Origin of the sequence: Empedobacter sp. UBA5036 (assembly GCF_002415215.1) — a bacterium.
GTDB lineage: Bacteria > Bacteroidota > Bacteroidia > Flavobacteriales > Weeksellaceae > Empedobacter > Empedobacter falsenii_B.
Genome location: NZ_DICC01000029.1, coordinates 19,374 through 37,963, shown reverse-complemented (window position 1 = coordinate 37,963; position 18,590 = coordinate 19,374). Strand labels below are relative to the sequence as shown.

At 32.0% G+C, this 18,590-nt stretch carries 14 protein-coding genes; 9 read left to right on the top strand and 5 right to left on the bottom strand.

All coding sequences use genetic code 11. From position 1 onward, the window contains the following. Nucleotides 1-3: 3 nt before the first annotated feature. Nucleotides 4-1,602 (top strand): SusD/RagB family nutrient-binding outer membrane lipoprotein, encoded by a 1,599-nt coding sequence (locus tag B4J88_RS05405; RefSeq protein WP_291066732.1) that lies wholly within the window; start codon nt 4-6, stop codon nt 1,600-1,602. A gap of 109 nt (nt 1,603-1,711) precedes the next feature. Continuing rightward, nucleotides 1,712-2,419, top strand: a complete 708-nt coding sequence (locus B4J88_RS05400; RefSeq protein WP_291066730.1) for a hypothetical protein — start codon at nt 1,712-1,714, stop codon at nt 2,417-2,419. 68 nt (nt 2,420-2,487) lie between these two features. Here the strand turns inward: B4J88_RS05400 and guaB are convergent, their stop codons facing one another. Next, nucleotides 2,488-3,948, bottom strand: coding sequence for an IMP dehydrogenase (gene guaB / locus B4J88_RS05395; protein WP_291066727.1), 1,461 nt, complete (start codon nt 3,946-3,948; stop codon nt 2,488-2,490). Between the two features lie 251 nt (nt 3,949-4,199). Between guaB and B4J88_RS05390 the strand changes: the two genes are divergently transcribed. The 3 genes from B4J88_RS05390 (at nt 4,200) to B4J88_RS05380 (ending at nt 9,352) form a co-directional block, all read left to right on the top strand. Beyond that, entirely contained in the window at nt 4,200-7,784 is a 3,585-nt protein-coding gene (locus B4J88_RS05390; RefSeq protein WP_291066725.1) for a DUF2723 domain-containing protein, read from the top strand. A gap of 189 nt (nt 7,785-7,973) precedes the next feature. Further along, nucleotides 7,974-8,486, top strand: a complete 513-nt coding sequence (locus B4J88_RS05385; protein WP_291066723.1) for a hypothetical protein — start codon at nt 7,974-7,976, stop codon at nt 8,484-8,486. A gap of 203 nt (nt 8,487-8,689) precedes the next feature. After that, complete coding sequence (locus B4J88_RS05380) at nt 8,690-9,352, top strand: porin family protein (RefSeq protein ID WP_115001535.1); 663 nt, start codon at nt 8,690-8,692, stop codon at nt 9,350-9,352. A 77-nt stretch (nt 9,353-9,429) separates the two neighbouring features. Here B4J88_RS05380 and B4J88_RS05375 read toward each other — a convergent pair whose 3' ends face one another. From B4J88_RS05375 to B4J88_RS05365, 3 genes are read right to left on the bottom strand one after another with little or no spacing between them, the layout of a single operon-like run. Further along, on the bottom strand, nt 9,430-10,641 hold the full coding sequence (locus B4J88_RS05375; RefSeq protein WP_291066720.1) for an ABC transporter permease: 1,212 nt from the start codon (nt 10,639-10,641) through the stop codon (nt 9,430-9,432). After that, on the bottom strand, nt 10,625-11,266 hold the full coding sequence (locus tag B4J88_RS05370; RefSeq protein WP_125348666.1) for an ATP-binding cassette domain-containing protein: 642 nt from the start codon (nt 11,264-11,266) through the stop codon (nt 10,625-10,627). Before B4J88_RS05370 ends, B4J88_RS05375 begins: the two co-directional genes overlap by 17 nt. Beyond that, complete coding sequence (locus B4J88_RS05365; protein WP_221854211.1) at nt 11,256-12,875, bottom strand: DUF4836 family protein; 1,620 nt, start codon at nt 12,873-12,875, stop codon at nt 11,256-11,258. The genes B4J88_RS05370 and B4J88_RS05365 overlap by 11 nt, the downstream gene beginning before the upstream one ends. Nucleotides 12,876-13,088: 213 nt before the next feature. Here B4J88_RS05365 and ileS point away from each other — a divergent pair, with 213 nt between their 5' ends. The 4 genes from ileS to B4J88_RS05345 all read left to right on the top strand — a co-directional run bounded on the left by ileS (nt 13,089) and on the right by B4J88_RS05345 (nt 17,847). After that, a complete protein-coding gene (ileS, locus tag B4J88_RS05360; RefSeq protein WP_291066718.1) occupies nt 13,089-16,496 on the top strand; it encodes an isoleucine--tRNA ligase in 3,408 nt (1,135 codons plus the stop codon). A gap of 4 nt (nt 16,497-16,500) precedes the next feature. Next, entirely contained in the window at nt 16,501-16,887 is a 387-nt protein-coding gene (locus tag B4J88_RS05355; RefSeq protein ID WP_038331914.1) for a TraR/DksA family transcriptional regulator, read from the top strand. 9 nt (nt 16,888-16,896) lie between these two features. Then, entirely contained in the window at nt 16,897-17,541 is a 645-nt protein-coding gene (locus tag B4J88_RS05350; RefSeq protein ID WP_038331916.1) for a lipoprotein signal peptidase, read from the top strand. Nucleotides 17,542-17,649: 108 nt separating this feature from the next. Next, entirely contained in the window at nt 17,650-17,847 is a 198-nt protein-coding gene (locus tag B4J88_RS05345; protein ID WP_286494702.1) for a hypothetical protein, read from the top strand. Nucleotides 17,848-17,959: 112 nt separating this feature from the next. Here the strand turns inward: B4J88_RS05345 and B4J88_RS05340 are convergent, their stop codons facing one another. Continuing rightward, entirely contained in the window at nt 17,960-18,451 is a 492-nt protein-coding gene (locus B4J88_RS05340) for a hypothetical protein (protein ID WP_286494701.1), read from the bottom strand. Nucleotides 18,452-18,590 lie beyond the last annotated feature (139 nt).

Here is an 18,590-nt window from a genome sequence, read left to right as displayed (position 1 = left end):
ATTATGAGAATCAATAAAACAATTATATTATCAGCATTACTAGGAAGTGCTTTATTATCTTCTTGCGATAATGGATTTGAAGAAATGAATATTAGTCCTAATGCACCCGAAAATGCGCCTACATATACAATTTTTCCAATCGCTACAAAGATTTTTGTAGACGAAATGAGAGATGGATGGGTGTCTGGACGTATGTTATTGCCTTGGGTACAATATTCAGCACAGAGAAACTATACAGAAGAGGATAAATACGCTTATCGTACGACAACAGGAGATCAAGCATGGAACGCAAGTTATCGATCTTTATCTAACTTAAAAAAGGTAATAAGTATTTGTACAGATCCTGTTTTAGGACCACAACAAGCTGCTTACGGAGATGTTGATACACAGATTGCTGTAGCACGTATTATGATGGCTTACGAATTCTTAGATTTAACAAATTATTTCGGTGATGTACCTTATTGGTCATTAAGTGGAGCTAAAAATCCTGATTTTCAAGCTTTACAGATTGATACATATGCTCAGCCTAAATATGTTAAGCAAGAAGAAATCTTCAAAAACTTATTACAAGAATTAAAAGAAGCTGAAGCGCAATTGGATATTACTGAAAAGAATGTATTTACAAGTCCTGAGAATAAAATTGGTGACCAAATTTATTTTGGAGATGCATCTAAATGGAAAAAATTTGCAAACTCGTTACGTTTAAGAATTGCTAACCAAATTAAAGATGTATATCCTGAAGCGAAAGCTGAAATGCAAGATGCTATTGCAAAAGGAATTTTTACCTCAAATGAAGACAATGCTTTGCAACATTATGGAACATCGGCTGTGGAAGGTTCTCCATTTTGGAGTGAATTTTTTGTAGGAAATAGAAATGACTTCTATGTGAATAATCAATTAATAAGATTATTAAAAGGACAATCTGGTAATTATGGAGTTGATCCACGTTTACAAAAATATGCTGCACCTTTAGGAACATCAAAAGCTAACGCTGGTTCAGGTAACTATGTAGAAACGGATGATATTACAAAATATCAAGGAATTCCTTATGGATTACCATCTACTCGTTTAGCCTCAAATAATCAGGTATCTAAAGTATCTCCATTTTCAAAAACTATTTTCTCTGCAGATTATGCTGAGGTTTTAATGGAATACTCTGAAGTAGAATTCTTGTTATCAGAAGCTAATGGTTGGAACCAAACTAATTATGTGAATGGTGTGATAGCATCTATGCAAAAATGGGGAGTAGATCAAGCTAAAATTGATGCTTATGTAGCTGCATTACCAGCTGCAAATAAAGAAAATGTAATTACTCAAAAGTATATTGCTTTGTATATGCAGCCTCAAACTGCTTGGGTAGAATATAGACGTACAGGATATCCTAATGGTAGTATTTTATTATTACCTGGTCAAACTGGATATGAAATAGATGGTACTCCATACGTATTCACTCCATTAGTAGCAGGTATGACTGATATTCCGTATAGAATTTCATATCCATTAGGTGAACAAACTCTTAATACTACAAATTGGAATGAAGCAGTTTCAGCTTATGGCGGAAAGGATCCAATTAATGGAAAATTATGGTGGATGACTAAATAATATAATATCCATTTTCTTTATAAAAGCAGCAAAATTATTTTTGCTGCTTTTTTTATTTTATTGATTTTTAATGAAATAAATTGTATATTGGATAATAAATATTATGAGTATGTTAAAAATTAAAATATTTTGTTTTTTTGCTTCTTTTTGTTTAGGTGTCAATGCTCAACAAAATTTATTAACAGATGGGGTTGATAGAACTTTAAATGAAAGAATATCCCATCAAATAAGTAATATTCAAAATGAAATTGCTTTAAGAAATAAAGGTGAAGTGATAACTCAATATGAAGGTAGCCAGTATTTTAATCCAAATTTTGAGGATATAGAAATAAAAGGTTTTAATTTAGACTTTTCTAAACTTAGATACAATGCTTATTCAGATGAAATGGAATTTGAAAAAGAAGGTAAAATTTTTAATTTAACCAAAGTTCCTGAGTTGATGATTTATTTTCCGTTAACTCAATATCAATTTCTTAAATATCCTACTAAAAATGGAAAAATTGAAGGGTATTTAGAGGTTTTAGTTTATGATAAAGAAAAATATTCTTTATATAAAAGGAATAAAAAAATTATTACTCACGGAGAATTTAAAAATAATGCAAATAAAGCAAATACAAAATTCTCATTGGTGAATGACAGTGACTTATATTTAATTAGACATAAAGAAGATAAGTTTTATGTTTTTCCTACAAATGAAAAACAACTAAATAAGATTTTTAATAATCCAAATTTAGTAGAATTTGTAATTAAAAATAATTTAAATTTTAGTTTTGAAAAAGATAAGATAAAACTTGTAGATTACTTGAATAAGCTTTAAGATTTATATTAAAAACAAAATAACAAGCCAGTTGGCTTGCTATTTTGTTTGAGTATATTAATAAATTCTTAATTCGAATAATTAGGAGCCTCTTTTGTAATGACAACATCATGTGGGTGAGATTCGTGTAAACCAGCACCTGTAATTTTAACGAATTTACCGTTATCAATTAAATCTTGAATACTTGGAGTTCCGCAGTAACCCATTCCAGCACGTAATCCACCGCATAATTGGTAAACAACTTCTGCAATAGAACCTTTGTGAGGAACACGACCTTCAATTCCTTCTGGAACTAATTTTTTCGCATCAGCTTGGAAATAACGATCTTTAGAACCGCGTTTCATTGCAGCTAAAGAACCCATTCCTTGATATGCTTTGAATTTCCGACCTTGGAAAATAATTTCTTCTCCTGGCGCTTCATCTGTACCAGCAAATAAACTTCCTAACATGACCAAGTTTGCACCAGCAGCAACTGCTTTTACAATATCTCCTGATAATTTGATACCACCATCTCCAATAATTGAAACGTTTCTTGTTTTTGCATAAGAATGTACATCATGAATAGCAGAAAGTTGAGGTACACCAACACCAGCTACAACACGAGTTGTACAGATAGAACCTGGTCCAACACCAACTTTTAAAGCATTTGCTCCAGCATCAATCAAAGCTTTTGCTGCTTCAGCAGTTACAATATTTCCACCCACGATATCTAATTCAGGGAAAGCATTTCTAACTTCAGCAACTTTACTAATAACTCCAGCAGAATGTCCGTGAGCTGAATCTAACGCTACGATATCAACACCTTTGTTTACTAAAGCTTGAACGCGTTCTAATGTATCAGCACCAACTCCAACTCCTGCACCAACACGTAAACGACCTTTTGTATCTTTACATGCATTAGGGAATTCAGTTAAATTGTCAATATCTTTTATCGTAATTAATCCGATTAATTTATTGTTTTCGTCAACGATTGGTAATTTTTCGATGCGGTAACGAGAAAGAATTTCTTTTGCTTTCTTAAGGTCAGTATCAATATCAGAAGTTACGATATTTTCTTTTGTCATCACGTCTTCTACCAATTGATCGAAGTTTTCTTGGTAACGAATATCACGATTTGTAATGATTCCAACCAATGTTCTATCTTCTTCAACAACTGGTAAACCAGAGATTTTGTATTTCTCCATTAAGTTTACTGCATCTTGCAACTTGTGATGACGAGATAAAGTAATTGGATCAGAAATCATTCCGTTTTCCGAACGTTTTACCATATCAATTTCATTCGCTTGTTCTTCGATCGACATATTTTTGTGAACGAAAGATAAACCTCCTTCACGCGCTAATGCAATTGCTAATCTTGCTTCTGATACAGTATCCATTGCAGCAGAAACTATCGGAATGTTAAGGGTGATATTGTTTGTGAATCTTGTTTGTAGAGATACTTGGTTCGGTAATATCTCTGAGTAGGCAGGCACTAATAACACATCGTCAAAAGTGAAGCCCGTTTGTAGAATTTTGTCTGTTAAAGGCATTGCTTTTTGCATTGCAAATTTAGATTAAAAAAGTTTAGAATCAAAACTATTTGAGAAAATGTATCTTTATTTTGAAGGATTTGATGTTTTGTTAATATGTAAATGAATCGATTAGAAACTTTAAAATTAATTTTAAAATATTCGATAAATCTATATTGTTTATATGAGATTCTAATCAGAATTTAATCATTTCAATCCTAAGCTATATCAATTTTTTATCTTATTTTCGCAAGATAGTTTATTAAAACAAAATGGATATAAATTTCAAAAAGTGGAACAACATCTTGGGTGTTGCGATGTTCTTGATAGCGACAATATTGTATTTGGCGTCGATGGAGCGTTACCTGAGTTTGTGGGATTGTGGTGAGTACATTGTATCATCAGCAAAATTGGGAGTTACGCATGCGCCAGGAGCAGCTTTGTTCCAAATAATGGGAGCAGTTTGGTCTGGTTTAGCTTTTGGTGACGGAAGCAAATATGCCATATTAATCAACAGTACATCTGCCTTATATAGCGCAGGAACAATTATGTTTTTGTTTTGGACAATTACATATTTTGCTCGAAAAATGTTTGCAAAAACGCAAGATCCAATGAATGTTGATGCAATTGAGCTAAATGCTTCTCAAAAAATTATAACATTAGGAAGTGGATTAGTTGGAGCTGCAATTTTTATGTTTAGCGACACATTCTGGTTTTCTGCAGTAGAAGGAGAAGTTTATGCAATGGCATCTTTCTTCACAGCGTTATTATTTTGGCTGATTACAAGATGGGATCAAGTCGCTGATACACCTAGAGGAAACAAATGGTTGGTAATTATTTCGTTGGTGATTGGTTTATCGGTTGGTGTTCACTTAATGGCAATGTTAGCAATTCCAGCAGTTTGTTTTGTATATTATGCTCGAAAATATAGATTTACAATCAAAAGTTTCTTAATCGCAAATGTTATTACATTGATTATTTTAGCTTTTGTATTCAAAATAATTTTCCCAGTTGTAATGACTTTCTTTGGTAGAACAGAGATTTATGTAGTCAATAATTTGGGAATGCCTTTCAATTCAGGGACAATTATCGCCGCTATTATTTTAATCGCAGTTTTCTATTTTGCGATTAAATTAACTCAGAAATATGGTTCAGCTTTATTGAATACAATTTCGTGGTGTGTGATTTTTATGTTGATTGGTTTCTCATGTTGGTTAGTTATTCCGATTCGTGCCAACGCAAATCCTCACATGAATTTGAATGATCCTGATACAGCTTTGGGTGTTTTAGATTATTTTAATCGTGAACAATATGGTTCTTGGCCTGTGATGTACGGACCAGTTTTTACGGCTCATATTGCAAGTGATGGAATCAAGCGTGATACTAACGGAGCGCCAGAAAGTACAGTTCGTAGTTCTGAATATATCAAGGATCAACGTACAGGAAAATATTTGAAAGTTTCGGATCGTTTAGATTATACATACGAAGATAAATATGTAAAGTTTTTTCCTAAAATGTTTAGTCCAGATCCTAGTGTAATGGAGAATTATGCGGCAGTTTATGCTTTTCCAAAATTCTCTTTGAATGCACAATATGCTGGTGATAAAGAAGCGCAGCAAATGTACGCTCAATTGGTAGAAAAGCGTCAAAACAGACAATTAAAGGTTTCAGAACTTAAGAAATATGGTGAGATTTTAGATATCGAACCACCTACATTTGGTGAACAATTTAATTACTTTATTGATTACCAAATCAACTATATGTTTATCCGTTACTTTATGTGGAATTTCTCTGGTCGTCAAAATGATTTAGAAGGTAATTTCGAGATTACAAAAGGTAACTGGATTTCAGGAATTCCATTTATTGATAATCCACGTTTAGGTGATCAATCAAAATTACCAGATGAATATAGAAATGATGGAACAAATGTGTATTTCATGTTACCTTTATTCTTAGGTTTAATCGGATTATTTACACAATTAAACAGAAATTTTGTCAACTGGTGGTCATTGTTGTCATTGTTTATTTTAACAAGTGTCGGAATCATCTTTTACACATCTGTAAAACCTTTCGAGCCTCGTGAACGTGATTATGCATTAGTAAGTTGTTTCTATGCATTTGCGATTTGGGCAGGATTGGGTGTACAAGGAGTTTATTTATTACTTCAAAAATTGATGAAGAAAGAATTGAAACCGTCTTTAGCAATTGGAACAACTGTTATTTTAGCTGGTATTCCAATTTTAATGGGAGCTCAAAACTGGGATGATCACGATCGTTCAGAGCGTTCTGTAGCTTATTCTTTGGCTTACAATTATCTGAATCCGCTTGATAAAAACGCCATTCTTTTCGTGTATGGTGACAATGATACTTATCCACTTTGGGGATTACAAGAAACCGAAAATTTCCGTGATGATGTAAAAATTGCGAATTTAACGTTGGCAGCTTCTCCATGGAATTTAGAGCAATTATTACGCAGAACGTACAATGCAGCGCCACTTCCAAGTGATTTGAAACCGAAAGATTATCAATCAGGAACTAACGATCAAATTTTTGTTGTTGGAGGCTCTATTAAAAATATCTTTGATCAAATAAATGGTTTCATCAAACCAGGATCTAATCAAACATTAGAAACGTTAAGTCAAATGCCAATCGAGCAAGTTGGTCAATATTTGTCTGATCCTGAAATTGATCCAAACCAAGTGATGTCAGTTTATAAAAGTTTAAAACCTTTGCAAAAATATATCACAACAGATAGTATGACAGCTAAAGAAGCGATGGATTTTATTTTAGATAATAAATCACCAGAGAAACAAGCTTTAGCAGATTATTTTGGTTATCCAATTGGTGGGGCAAATTATTTACCTGTTTCAAAAATTGTAGTTCCTGTAAATAAAGCAAATGCGCTAAAATACGGAATTGTAAGTGCAAAAGATGCAGATAAAATGGTTGATTCAATCACAATTAATATCAAAGCGTCAAGTTTATTCAAAAACAATTTGTTGTTGTTGTCAATGATGGCGAAATACAATTGGGATCGACCTATCTACTTTAGTGGAGGAGGAATTTCTGATCCAGAAAATACATTCTACATGAATGATTATTTATTGAATGCAGGGATGAGTTATAAATTAGTTCCAATTTATACACCTTTTGGTAAAGGAGGAATTATTGGAGCTTCTGATAATGATATGTTGTTAAGAACATTCAATTCGTATAAATGGTCTGGATATAATAATCCTGATGCGTCATTTAGTTTGACAGAGCGTAATTACACATCTTCTTATAGAAATACTGCAGTTCGTTTGGCAGATGATTTATTGAATGCTGGACGCAAAAAAGAAGCGATTGCAGTTTTAGACAAAGTGATGTTAGAAATTCCTGCTTTAGCGAAATACGACATTGGTTATGGAGTAAGTAGAATTGCCGGAATTTATTTGAAAGCTGGAGAGGATAAAAAAGCGCAAGAATTGTTTGCACATGTTCGTAAAGAAGCAAATGCGAAAATAGCTTTCTTTGAGTCGTTGCCTTCAGGGAAAGGATATTCAATTGGTTCAGATTTAGCCGCGGCTAAGAATGATTTGATGATGTCAATCTACAACGAAGCTTCCGCTTTAGGTGAAAGAGGTGATAAAGAAAAAGCATTGAAAGTTTTTGAATCTGCTTATAATCCTGTTTTGAAGAAATTCGAAACCTTATATAAAGAAGTTGTTGCAGACGGAAAAGTTGATGCAGCTGATCAAGCAAAAATCATGAATCAGTTTAATTATTTAGACGAAATGATTGGTGTAGCAGCAGAAATTGATACCAATTATGCGAAACAACAACAGAATATTTTATACAAAATGGTCGGACAATAAGTCAAATCAATAAAAACAGAAAAGCTCCAAAATTATTTTGGAGCTTTTTTTGTATAATAAAGTTTTGAATATTAAGTAATTGTTAATTTTAGTGTGTTTTATCATTATTGATTTTTAGAGTTTGGCACACAAATTGAAATTATACAAACAAGTTTAACAAAATTGTAAATATTTTAAAACATTATAAAAATGAAAAAAGTATTATTAACAGCTGCTTTAGCAGTAGCAGGTATGATTGGAGTTTCAGCGCAAACAACAGGTATAGAAGGAGGTGTTCATATTGGTATTCCAGTAGGTGATGCGGCAGATTATTCTTCTTTCAATCTTGGTGTTGATTTAGCTTACTTACATCCAGTAGCTTCTAATGTAAGATTAGGGGTTGCAACAGGATATGATCACTTTATTGCTGATAGCAAATTTAAAGATGTTGGAGGAAAAGATTATGGATTTATTCCATTAGCGGCTTCTGCTAAATTTGATGTTGCTCAAAACTTTTTCTTAGGAGCAGACTTAGGTTATGCTTTTGCTACAGGAGACAATTGGAAAGGTGGATTATATTACCAACCAAAAGTAGGTTATTCAGGAGCTAACTTTGATGTTTATGCAGCTTATAAAGGTTTAGAATCAAAAAGAGAAATTTTAGGAAGAGATTTTGATGCTGCTTCAAGTGCAGTAGCAGTTGGTTTTGCTTACAAATTCTAATTAAAGAACAACTTATAATTGATACAAGCTACATCGAAAGATGTAGCTTTTTCATTTTAATTCAATTCTTTAAATGTTAAATATTTGAGTTAAAACCATTGTTATTCAATGTTTTAAGGTTGTTAAAGTATGGTTTTAACATTATTTGGCATAGCACTTGAAATTATGTATGCATCATAATTAGAACTATAAAATTTAAAAAGATGAAAAAATTATTTTTTATTGCTGCTGCAATGTTAGGAGTTGTTAGTTTGAGCGCACAAGAAAAAACAACATCTGCACAATTTGGTATTAAATCAAGTGCAAATATGTCTTCATTTAACGGGAAAGACGTGAACAATAATGATTATAAGGTTGGTTTTGGAGCTGGTTTGTATGGACATTTTCCAATTACAGAACAGTTTGCAGTTCAGCCAGAGGTTAATTTTACACGAATGGGGGGACGAGAAAAAACTGACGTAACAGAAGTTGGAAACACGACGGTCAAAAATTACAATAAAACGACTTTAGATTATATTCAAGTTCCAGTAATGCTTCAATTTTATCCTGCTGGAAGTCGCTTTAATATAGAGGCTGGACCTCAATTTGGATACAATGTATATGCGAGTAATAAAACGCAAGTTAGTACTTATGTAAACAACATGGTGTACAATACGGAAGAAAAAACTGACATTAAAGATAATGTAAAAGATTTTGATTTCGGTGTTAACTTTGGTTTGGGATATAATGTAACAGATAATATCAATGTTGGAGCGAGATACTATATGGGATTAACTAAAATAGGAGATAATAAAAACAACAACAATGTAGAAGTTGGTGATGTGAAAAATCATTCGTTTTCTGTAGGAGTTGGATATTCGTTCTAATCGAGAATATTTAAGTATAAATAAAAAGGATTCTGAGTTTATCAGAATCCTTTTTTATGTTTTTATAAAATTTAGCATTAATCTTTCAACGCAATTTTTTTAATTGATTGTGTCAAAATTATTTTATTAATGATGAATAAAATGATCACGATGATTAATCCAAAACCGATCACTTCCCAAACGTGAGAACTTTCTGTTGCCATAAATTTCCCGACTTTTTCTTTTATGATATCTAAAACAAAATAAACTAACGGAATAGAAATAATATAACTGAATAACATAAATATAATCGAAAATTTCAGATACGGACGAGCCAGTTGGTTGATGTTGTAACCAATCAAAAATAAATCCTTTGTTTTGTGTTTATTCTTTTCAATCATCAATTGAAAATTGATAATCATCAACCAAATCGCTGCAAAAACAATGATTAAGCCAATAAATAAAACCAACGAAAAAGCTAATTTCAGATAATACGTCAATTCATTATTTTTCAATTCATCTTTGTTGATATCATAATTTTGTTGCTCAAAATAAGTCGAAGCATTTTCATCTCCTTGAGATTTCGTTTCAACAACAATTCGTGAAGGTTCTGTATTTTTTTGAGGTGCATAAGTTTGATTTGCCCATTCCAAAAAGTTTTCAGGAACTAAAATCGTATTAATTTTTGTTGTAAAATCGACAATTCTTGCTTGATATACTTTCTGATTTTCTCCTTTTCCTAAAATCAATTGAAAAGGAATTTTAGTAAATAATCCTTCCGAAACTTGTGGTAAACCTTGACTTGTTGCAAAACCGAAATTGTACAAATTCAAATAACTTTTCGGAATAATAATCGGAATAAAATCTTCTCCTTCTTGCCATTTCCAATCTGACTCTTTTACATCAATGAAATCTTCTGGAACAGATTCGAAAAATAAATCAGTTGAAAAACCACGAATTCCAGCAACTCCACCAACTTGTAATTTTACAGGGAATTGACTGCTTTTGAATGTTCCGACTTTTGCAACAAAATTCTGTGATTTCAAATCATTAATTTCATCTTCACTAAAACTTGGTTTTTCACCAGTCAACGTTTGTAAAGACGATATTTTTTTGTTTAAGACCACATAATTTGCTTTCCAAACTGAACTATCTTCTCCAAAATTTTTGGCATAATCCAAATAAATTGTTCCAGCCAAAATCAAGATGAAAAATCCGATAATAGAGAAAAAACAAAAGGTTGTAATTCGCAAGAAACTTAGGTTTTTACGAACCAATTTTTCAATTAAATTTTTAGAGTTGAATGACATTTGCAAGGCGTTTATCGTGAATTTCGTGTAAGCTTGTAAAGATGATTCCAGCGTTATTTTTTGCAGCTTCTTTGGTAACTAAATCAATCAGAAGTTGTTGATTTATTTCATCTAAATGACTAAAAGGTTCGTCCAAAAGTAGAAAATCAAATGGTTGACAAAGTGCGCGAATCACAGCAATTCGTTGACGTTGACCATAAGAAAGATGAATCGCTTTTTGATGTAAATGACTTTTTAAACCAACTTTTTCAATCCATTCAATAATTTGATTTTCGGATTGATGTTGTGTTAATACATTTTTTAATTGGATATTTTCCATCAAAGTTAATTCTTCAAACAAATGCAAACCTTGAAAAACATACGCAATTTTTTCGCGTCTAATTTTTGTCCAATCATTCAAAGAATAATTCTTAATATTTTGTCCATCAAACAAAACTTCTCCGTCATAATCTTTTCTATCACCGTACAAAATATTAATCAACGTCGATTTTCCAACACCAGAATGTGCAACGATTTGATAAATATTTCCGCTTGAAAAAGTGTATGTATTTTTCCAAATTTCAGATTGTTCGAACCCAAATTCTTTCAAAGGATGCGGAACAAGTTGACTGATTTTAATTTCCATTTTGTTGTGCAGCTTGATTGAAAAATAGTGAATAAGCTTGGTCCAAAAGTAAGAAAATCACTTCCAAACTATTTTTATCCGTCTTTTTCATATGTATTTTTCCTGTTTTTGTGTATTCATTCGAAACGCGGTAATCGATGTGATCAAAATAAGATAAAACCGTTTGCATTTCTTTCGTGTTTCCGAACGGAATTTGTTGATAAATATATTTTTGAACTTCTTTTGGATATTGATCAAAATTTAGATTCACGTAACCAAACATTGGATTTGAAGCGTTTGTAGCGTATCCTGTTGTGACAAAATTTGAAGAACTTACCATATTGTTCAAATATTGATTCATGATCGATTGATTATTTGTAATGTACATCAAATTGTTTTTGTATGTCATATAAATCTTCATATTTGTCGAAATTGGTAACATGTAATACGGTCCAATTTTCTGAATATTTTCTTGATGAGATTTAATAAATTCGTTGAAGAAAAGATCGTTTTTCATTTTTCCTCCCAAAACAAATTGCGGATAAACAACTTGCTTGATAAAAGCTTCTTTCTTACCAAAAAAATCATTTGGATTGAATGCTTTTCCGATCTCAAAATCATAAACACTAAACAAAGCTTCGCCTTCAAAACTTTGTTCTAATTTGTTCAAATCAATTTCATATTGTTCTAAAAAAGTAGTCAAGAAATTCTGATTTTCGAACACATAACGCGTGTTGGCAGGATAAATTCCAAGTCCAATATTCATGTAACTTTGCGCAGGAAAATACTTGAAAAAATCAGTATTGATTTTTGATTTCCACATTGGATGTTTTTGCAATTCAACTTTTGTAATCGCATCTGGATGAAATTTTTGAGTGAAACTAATTCCGTCCGAAGTAAATGAAATAAAATTGACCCAAGAACTTTTTGTGAAATCAAGGTTTTTCTTTTCAGAACTTTCATGTTTCGAGAAGTTTTTCAAGAAATTTCCAGTGTACCAAATGTTGATATCCTGCGAGTTTTTGACAAAATCTCCAAAACTATTATTTTCCTTCGCAAGCGAATGTTTGTCGTTGATAATTTTCGTAAAATAATCTTGAATCGCTTTTTCTCCAACTCCAAATTCAGAAACAATCAATAAAAATTGAGATTTGTTCCAAGCTATAAACGGTTTATTGAATCCAGAAATAGTCGTAAAGCCATCTTTCTTTTCAAACGAAATTTCTTTTTTGTATAAACCTTTGTAAATCGTTGATAAATGTTTTTCAAATTGATCTTTGTCGCGCATATTTGTAATTAACGCAACCATATTTTTTCCATTAATTTTTTGCCCAAAAAGGTAAATAGGACTGATGATATCTACTCCCGAAGAAGTTGGATTGTTTTTAATATCATTTAATAATTGATCAAAAGTTGGGTCTTGATTTTTAAGTTCGCCTTCGGCTAATTGATAAATTTTGTATTGTTCTAATTTCTGAAAATTACCTTTTTCTGCAATTGATTTTGGATTTATCAACGCAACAAAATCTGCATCTGTTGGAATCAAAACCGTATAATCTTCGTTTTTGGAACAACTTGCAAAAAGCAAAATTAGAAATAGAATTGAGTAATATTTGAAGCCTTTTTTCATCGAAAAAATATCTTTAGAAATTGTTGTTAATTATTTGGTTAATGCTGAATTAAATCTGAAATCATCTGATTTTTATTCAAGAATTGTTAAATCTATAATATTGGTATAAATTTAAGCAATTATTAATATGATTTTCGTTTCTATAACAATAAAAATATGTAAAAATTTCTTATATTCGCACTCCTTGATTTAGAAGAAATAAGAAAGAATTCGATGGCAAAAAAGTTTAGAGAATATAAGCACTTAGACTTGGTACAAGTCTCAAAAGAAACGTTAGAAGAATGGAAACAAAATAATGTTTTCGAAAAAAGTATTTCTACGCGTGATGGAAATCCATCTTTTGTGTTCTATGAAGGTCCTCCTTCTGCAAACGGAAAGCCAGGGATTCACCACGTTTTAGCACGTTCTATCAAAGATATATTTTGTCGTTACCAAACCTTGAAAGGAAAACAAGTTTTTCGTAAAGCGGGTTGGGATACGCATGGTTTACCAGTAGAATTGGGAACTGAGAAAGAATTAGGAATTACCAAAGAAGATATTGGAACTAAAATTTCAATTGAAGAATATAACGAAGCTTGTAAACGTACAGTAATGCGTTACACAGATTTGTGGAATGATTTGACTGAAAAAATGGGTTATTGGGTGGATATGGAAGATCCATATATCACGTATAAACCAAAATATATGGAGTCTGTTTGGTGGTTGTTGAAACAAATTTATAACAAAGATTTGTTGTACAAAGGTTATACAATTCAACCATATTCTCCGAAAGCTGGTACAGGTTTATCTTCACACGAGTTAAATCAACCAGGAACTTATCAAGATGTTACAGATACAACGATTGTTGCTCAATTTAAAGTAAAGAAAGATTCGACAGATTTATTTAATGATTTTGATGGAGATGTGTATTTCTTAGCTTGGACAACAACACCTTGGACGTTGCCATCAAATACAGCGTTAACAGTTGGTCCAACTATCGATTATGTTGTAGTTGAAACATTCAATCAATATACATTCGAGCCAATTCGCGTAATTTTAGGAAAACCATTGGTTTCTAAACAATTCGGTAAACCATATTTCTTAGCAGAAACAGAAGAAGATTTCAAAGTTTATGCGGCAGGAAATAAGACAATTCCATACAGAATTGTAGGAGAATACAAAGGTGCTGATTTAGTTGGAACTCGTTATGAACAATTATTACCTTGGGCGTTGCCTTACGAAAATGCAGAGAATGCTTTCCAAGTAATTCCTGGAGATTTCGTAACAACAGAAGATGGTACAGGTATCGTACATACTGCGCCTACTTTTGGTGCGGATGATGCGCGTGTTGCAAAAGATGCTGGCGTTCCTCCAATGTTGGTATTAGATACGCATGGAAATGCTGTTCCTTTGGTCGATTTACAAGGTCGTTTTGTGACTGATTTACCAGAAGGTTACGGAGGTAAATATGTAAAAAATGAATACTACGATGATGGAACTGCTCCTGAAAAATCGGTTGATGTAGAAATCGCGATTTTATTGAAAGAGCAAAACAAAGCCTTCAAAGTAGAGAAATATAAACACAGTTATCCACATTGTTGGAGAACGGATAAACCTATTTTATACTATCCATTAGATTCTTGGTTCATCAAAGTGACGGATGTAAAAGATCGTATGGTTGAATTGAACAAAGAAATCAATTGGAAACCTAAAGCGACTGGAGAAGGACGTTTCGGAAACTGGTTAGAAAATGCGAATGATTGGAACTTATCTCGTTCTCGTTATTGGGGAATTCCATTACCAATTTGGAGAACTGAAGAAGGAGATGAAGTAACTGTAATTGGTTCTGTTGAAGAATTAGTTGCTGAAATTGAAAAATCTGTTGCGGTAGGTGTAATGACTTCTAATCCTTTCCAAAATTTCGAAGTTGGAAATATGACAGAAGAAAACTATGATTTAATCGACTTACACAAAAATGTAGTAGATGAAATTACATTAGTTTCTGCATCAGGAAAACCAATGAAACGCGAAGCGGATTTGATTGACGTTTGGTTTGATTCTGGAGCAATGCCTTATGCGCAAGTTCACTATCCATTCGAAAATAAAGAATTGATTGATAATGGAACAATGTATCCAGCTGATTTTATTGCAGAAGGTGTCGATCAAACACGTGGATGGTTCTATACATTGCATGCAATTGGAACATTAGTTTTTGATTCGAAAGCATACAAAAATGTAATGTCAAACGGATTGGTTTTAGACAAAAATGGTCAAAAAATGTCAAAACGTTTGGGGAACGCTGTCGATCCATTTGATACATTGGCAACTTATGGTCCTGATGCAACGCGTTGGTACATGATTGCGAATGCGCAACCTTGGGAAAACTTGAAATTTGATATTGCTGGAGTGGACGAAGTTCGTCGTAAATTCTTCGGAACATTATACAATACCTATTCATTCTTCGCTTTATACGCGAATGTGGATGGATTTACATTTGAGGAAGAAGAAATTCCTGTAAATGAAAGAGCTGAATTAGATCAATGGATTATTTCTGAATTGAATACATTAACGAAAAAAGTTGATGCATTTTTAACAGATTATGAACCAACAAAAGCGGCTCGTGCTATTCAAGAATTTGTAATTGATAATTTATCAAATTGGCACGTACGTTTATCAAGAAGACGTTTTTGGAGAGGTGATTATTCGAAAGATAAAATTGCAGCTTACCAAACATTGTACAAAGTTTTAGAAACTGTTTCTATTTTAGGTTCGCCAATCGCACCATTCTTCATGGATCGTTTGTACAAAGATTTGAATGCAGCTACAGGTAAAAATCCTGCAGAATCTGTGCATTTAGCAGATTTCCCCGTTGCAGACGAATCATTGATTAAAACCGAATTAGAAGAACAAACGCATTTAGCACAAACGGCGACAAGTATGATTTTATCACTTCGTAAATTGAGTGATAACAAAGTACGTCAACCATTACAAAAAGTAATGATTCCTGTATTGAATGATACGATGAAAGCTAATTTGGAAGCTGTATCAGAATTATTGAAACAAGAAGTTAACGTTAAAGAAATTCAACTTTTAACAAACGAAGAAGCATCAAGTCTTTTAGTGAAATCTATTAAACCTAATTTCAAGACTTTAGGTCCGAAATATGGAAAAGAAATGAAGGCTATTTCGGCTGCTACAGCAGAATTGACGAATGAAGAAATTGTTAAATTAGAGCAATCAGGTAAAATAGATTTGTTAATTGACAACAAAACATTAACTTTAGATTTAGAAGATTTTGAAATCGCTACAAAAGACATCCCAGGATGGACTGTAGCTTCTAATTCTACATTGACAGTAGCACTTGATTTACAATTGACTGAAGAGTTAATTAATGAAGGTGTTGCACGTGAATTGGTAAATAGAATTCAGAATCTACGTAAAGAAACCGGACTAGAAGTAACCGACAAAATTATACTTAACTTAAAAAATGATGAATCAATCGTAAATGCAGTCGAGCAAAACAAAGATTACATTTGTTCTGAGACATTAGCCGAAGATCTTGTTTTACAGGATCAAGTTGCAAATGGGGCAGAGGTTGAAATTAATGGATTGATGACGCAAATTGCGATTACAAAACTGTAAGCGTATGGCAACAACAGATGAAAAAGTAAGGTACTCTGATGCAGAGTTGGAAGAATTTAGAGCAATAATTCAAGACAAATTAGATCAAGCGATAAAAGATTACGAATTATTGAAAGAAGCTTACACGAACGATAGTAACAATGGTACTGACGATACGTCTCCAACGTTCAAGGCGTTTGAAGAAGGTTCTGAAACCATGTCGAAAGAACAAAATGCACAATTAGCAGCACGACAAGATAAATTTATCCGTGATTTGAAAAATGCATTGTTACGTATTTCGAACAAAACATACGGTATTTGCCGTGTAACAGGAAAATTAATTAATAAAGATCGTTTGAAATTAGTTCCGCATGCAACATTAAGCATCGAAGCTAAAAATATGCAACGTTAATCAAGTATTTTGAAAAAAGTAGTACTCATTACCATTTTGGTTTTAATCATTGACCAAATTTCAAAATTTTACGTAAAAACACACTTTTTTTTAGGTGAAGACGTAGATGTTTTGGGTTGGTTTAAAATAGCATTTGTAGAAAATCCTGGAATGGCATATGGAATGCATTTCGGAGGAGAAACAGGAAAAATAGTTTTATCACTTTTACGAATTGCTTTAATCGGAATGATTATCTACTATATTAATGCATGGTCGAAAAAACTAAATAATAACTTCTTTATCATTCCGATTGCGCTTGTTTTGGCAGGTGCAATAGGGAATGTACTTGATGGAATTTTTTATGGCGTTATTTTCGATAAAGGAACTACTTACAATGAAATGTTTCAGGATTGGGTAGGATATCAAGGTGTCGCACAAGCAAACTTTGCTGGTTATTCTGGTTGGTTTACAGGCTGTGTCGTAGATATGCTTTATTTCCCAATTGTGGAGTTCGATTGGCCTTCTTGGATTCCAATTATAGGCGGACAACATTATAAGTTCTTTCAGCCTGTATTTAATATCGCAGATTCGGCTATTTTTATTGGAGGACTTACTTTGTTTCTTTTCCGTAAAAAAGCATTTACAACCGAAAATGGTGTAAGATTAAGATTTTAAAAAGATAATCCCTCAGTTCAAGCGCTGAGGGATTTTTTATTATATTTATTTGTACAAGAATTGATTTTGATGAATAGTTGGTTTAATCTTTTGACTGAAAGTTGTGACATGAATGATTTATCTAAATATGTTGCAATCTATCATGTCAAAAGCTGTTCTTATGACGAGAGTTTTATAAATAAAAGTATTTCTTTAGACGATATAATTTCAATCGTTAATAAAGGTTCTATTGATATTCAAAATGATATTTTAGAAATATTCGTAGCAATAAAGCAAAATAATACGAATGATTTAATCGTAATATAATCCTTTTGGTCTACAAAACAATCTTTAATATTAATGAAGAAATGAAAAATCAACTATTAATCAATTCAGAACAAGTTAAATGAAGGAAGTTTGTTATCGGAGTTTTTTATAGTTACAAAGAAGGCGGAGCGTAATATTCGTATTTATCATCTTTTGTAAAGATTAATTTAGAGTTAAGATCTTGTAACTGTATAATTTTTCCACTCTTTTTTATAATTTTAAACTTTACAACTTCATTCGTTTTCCGATTTTTCAGTTCTAGAATATTATTTTTTATTTCAACGTCATAATTATTAGCCTGCATTAATATTGTTCTAGAGATAATATCACCATTTTTAATGGATACTACTTTTGATTTATATTCAGTTTCTTCTGGGTAACTATTTATTCTCATAAAAGCTGAGTAATCATTGACTTGTAAAACTATTTCATAAGGGGATTCAGCAGGTAATAACGTGTCTTTTTCTAGTTTCCAAATAAAGTATTCGTTGTCAAAAGTTGGCTCGTATAATTTAGCTTTTGGAGGAGCTGGTAAAGGTGGAACTTTCTTTATTTTAGGTGGAGGTAAAGTTGTTTTCTTTTTTGTTGGGAGAAAGTGAAACATGAAAGTAAAAGAAATAATGGTAATACTAGTTTTGTAATTTTCATAAGAATTGATTTATATAAAATTACAAAAAATAATAAATAAAAAACTCCTTTCAATTTCTTGAAAGGAGTTCTGTTGTGGTCCCTACTGGATTCGA

Excerpts from the sequence above, each read along its gene's own strand:
- B4J88_RS05400 (WP_291066730.1), top strand. The coding sequence starts at position 1,712 with ATGTTAAAAATTAAAATATTTTGTTTTTTTGCTTCTTTTTGTTTAGGT.
- B4J88_RS05375 (WP_291066720.1), bottom strand. The coding sequence starts at position 10,641 with ATGTCATTCAACTCTAAAAATTTAATTGAAAAATTGGTTCGTAAAAAC.
- B4J88_RS05365 (WP_221854211.1), bottom strand. The coding sequence starts at position 12,875 with ATGAAAAAAGGCTTCAAATATTACTCAATTCTATTTCTAATTTTGCTT.
- B4J88_RS05405 (WP_291066732.1), top strand. The coding sequence starts at position 4 with ATGAGAATCAATAAAACAATTATATTATCAGCATTACTAGGAAGTGCT.
- B4J88_RS05345 (WP_286494702.1), top strand. The coding sequence starts at position 17,650 with ATGAATGATTTATCTAAATATGTTGCAATCTATCATGTCAAAAGCTGT.
- guaB (WP_291066727.1), bottom strand. The coding sequence starts at position 3,948 with ATGCCTTTAACAGACAAAATTCTACAAACGGGCTTCACTTTTGACGAT.
- B4J88_RS05355 (WP_038331914.1), top strand. The coding sequence starts at position 16,501 with ATGGCAACAACAGATGAAAAAGTAAGGTACTCTGATGCAGAGTTGGAA.
- B4J88_RS05385 (WP_291066723.1), top strand. The coding sequence starts at position 7,974 with ATGAAAAAAGTATTATTAACAGCTGCTTTAGCAGTAGCAGGTATGATT.
- B4J88_RS05340 (WP_286494701.1), bottom strand. The coding sequence starts at position 18,451 with ATGTTTCACTTTCTCCCAACAAAAAAGAAAACAACTTTACCTCCACCT.
- B4J88_RS05380 (WP_115001535.1), top strand. The coding sequence starts at position 8,690 with ATGAAAAAATTATTTTTTATTGCTGCTGCAATGTTAGGAGTTGTTAGT.
- B4J88_RS05370 (WP_125348666.1), bottom strand. The coding sequence starts at position 11,266 with ATGGAAATTAAAATCAGTCAACTTGTTCCGCATCCTTTGAAAGAATTT.
- B4J88_RS05390 (WP_291066725.1), top strand. The coding sequence starts at position 4,200 with ATGGATATAAATTTCAAAAAGTGGAACAACATCTTGGGTGTTGCGATG.
- ileS (WP_291066718.1), top strand. The coding sequence starts at position 13,089 with ATGGCAAAAAAGTTTAGAGAATATAAGCACTTAGACTTGGTACAAGTC.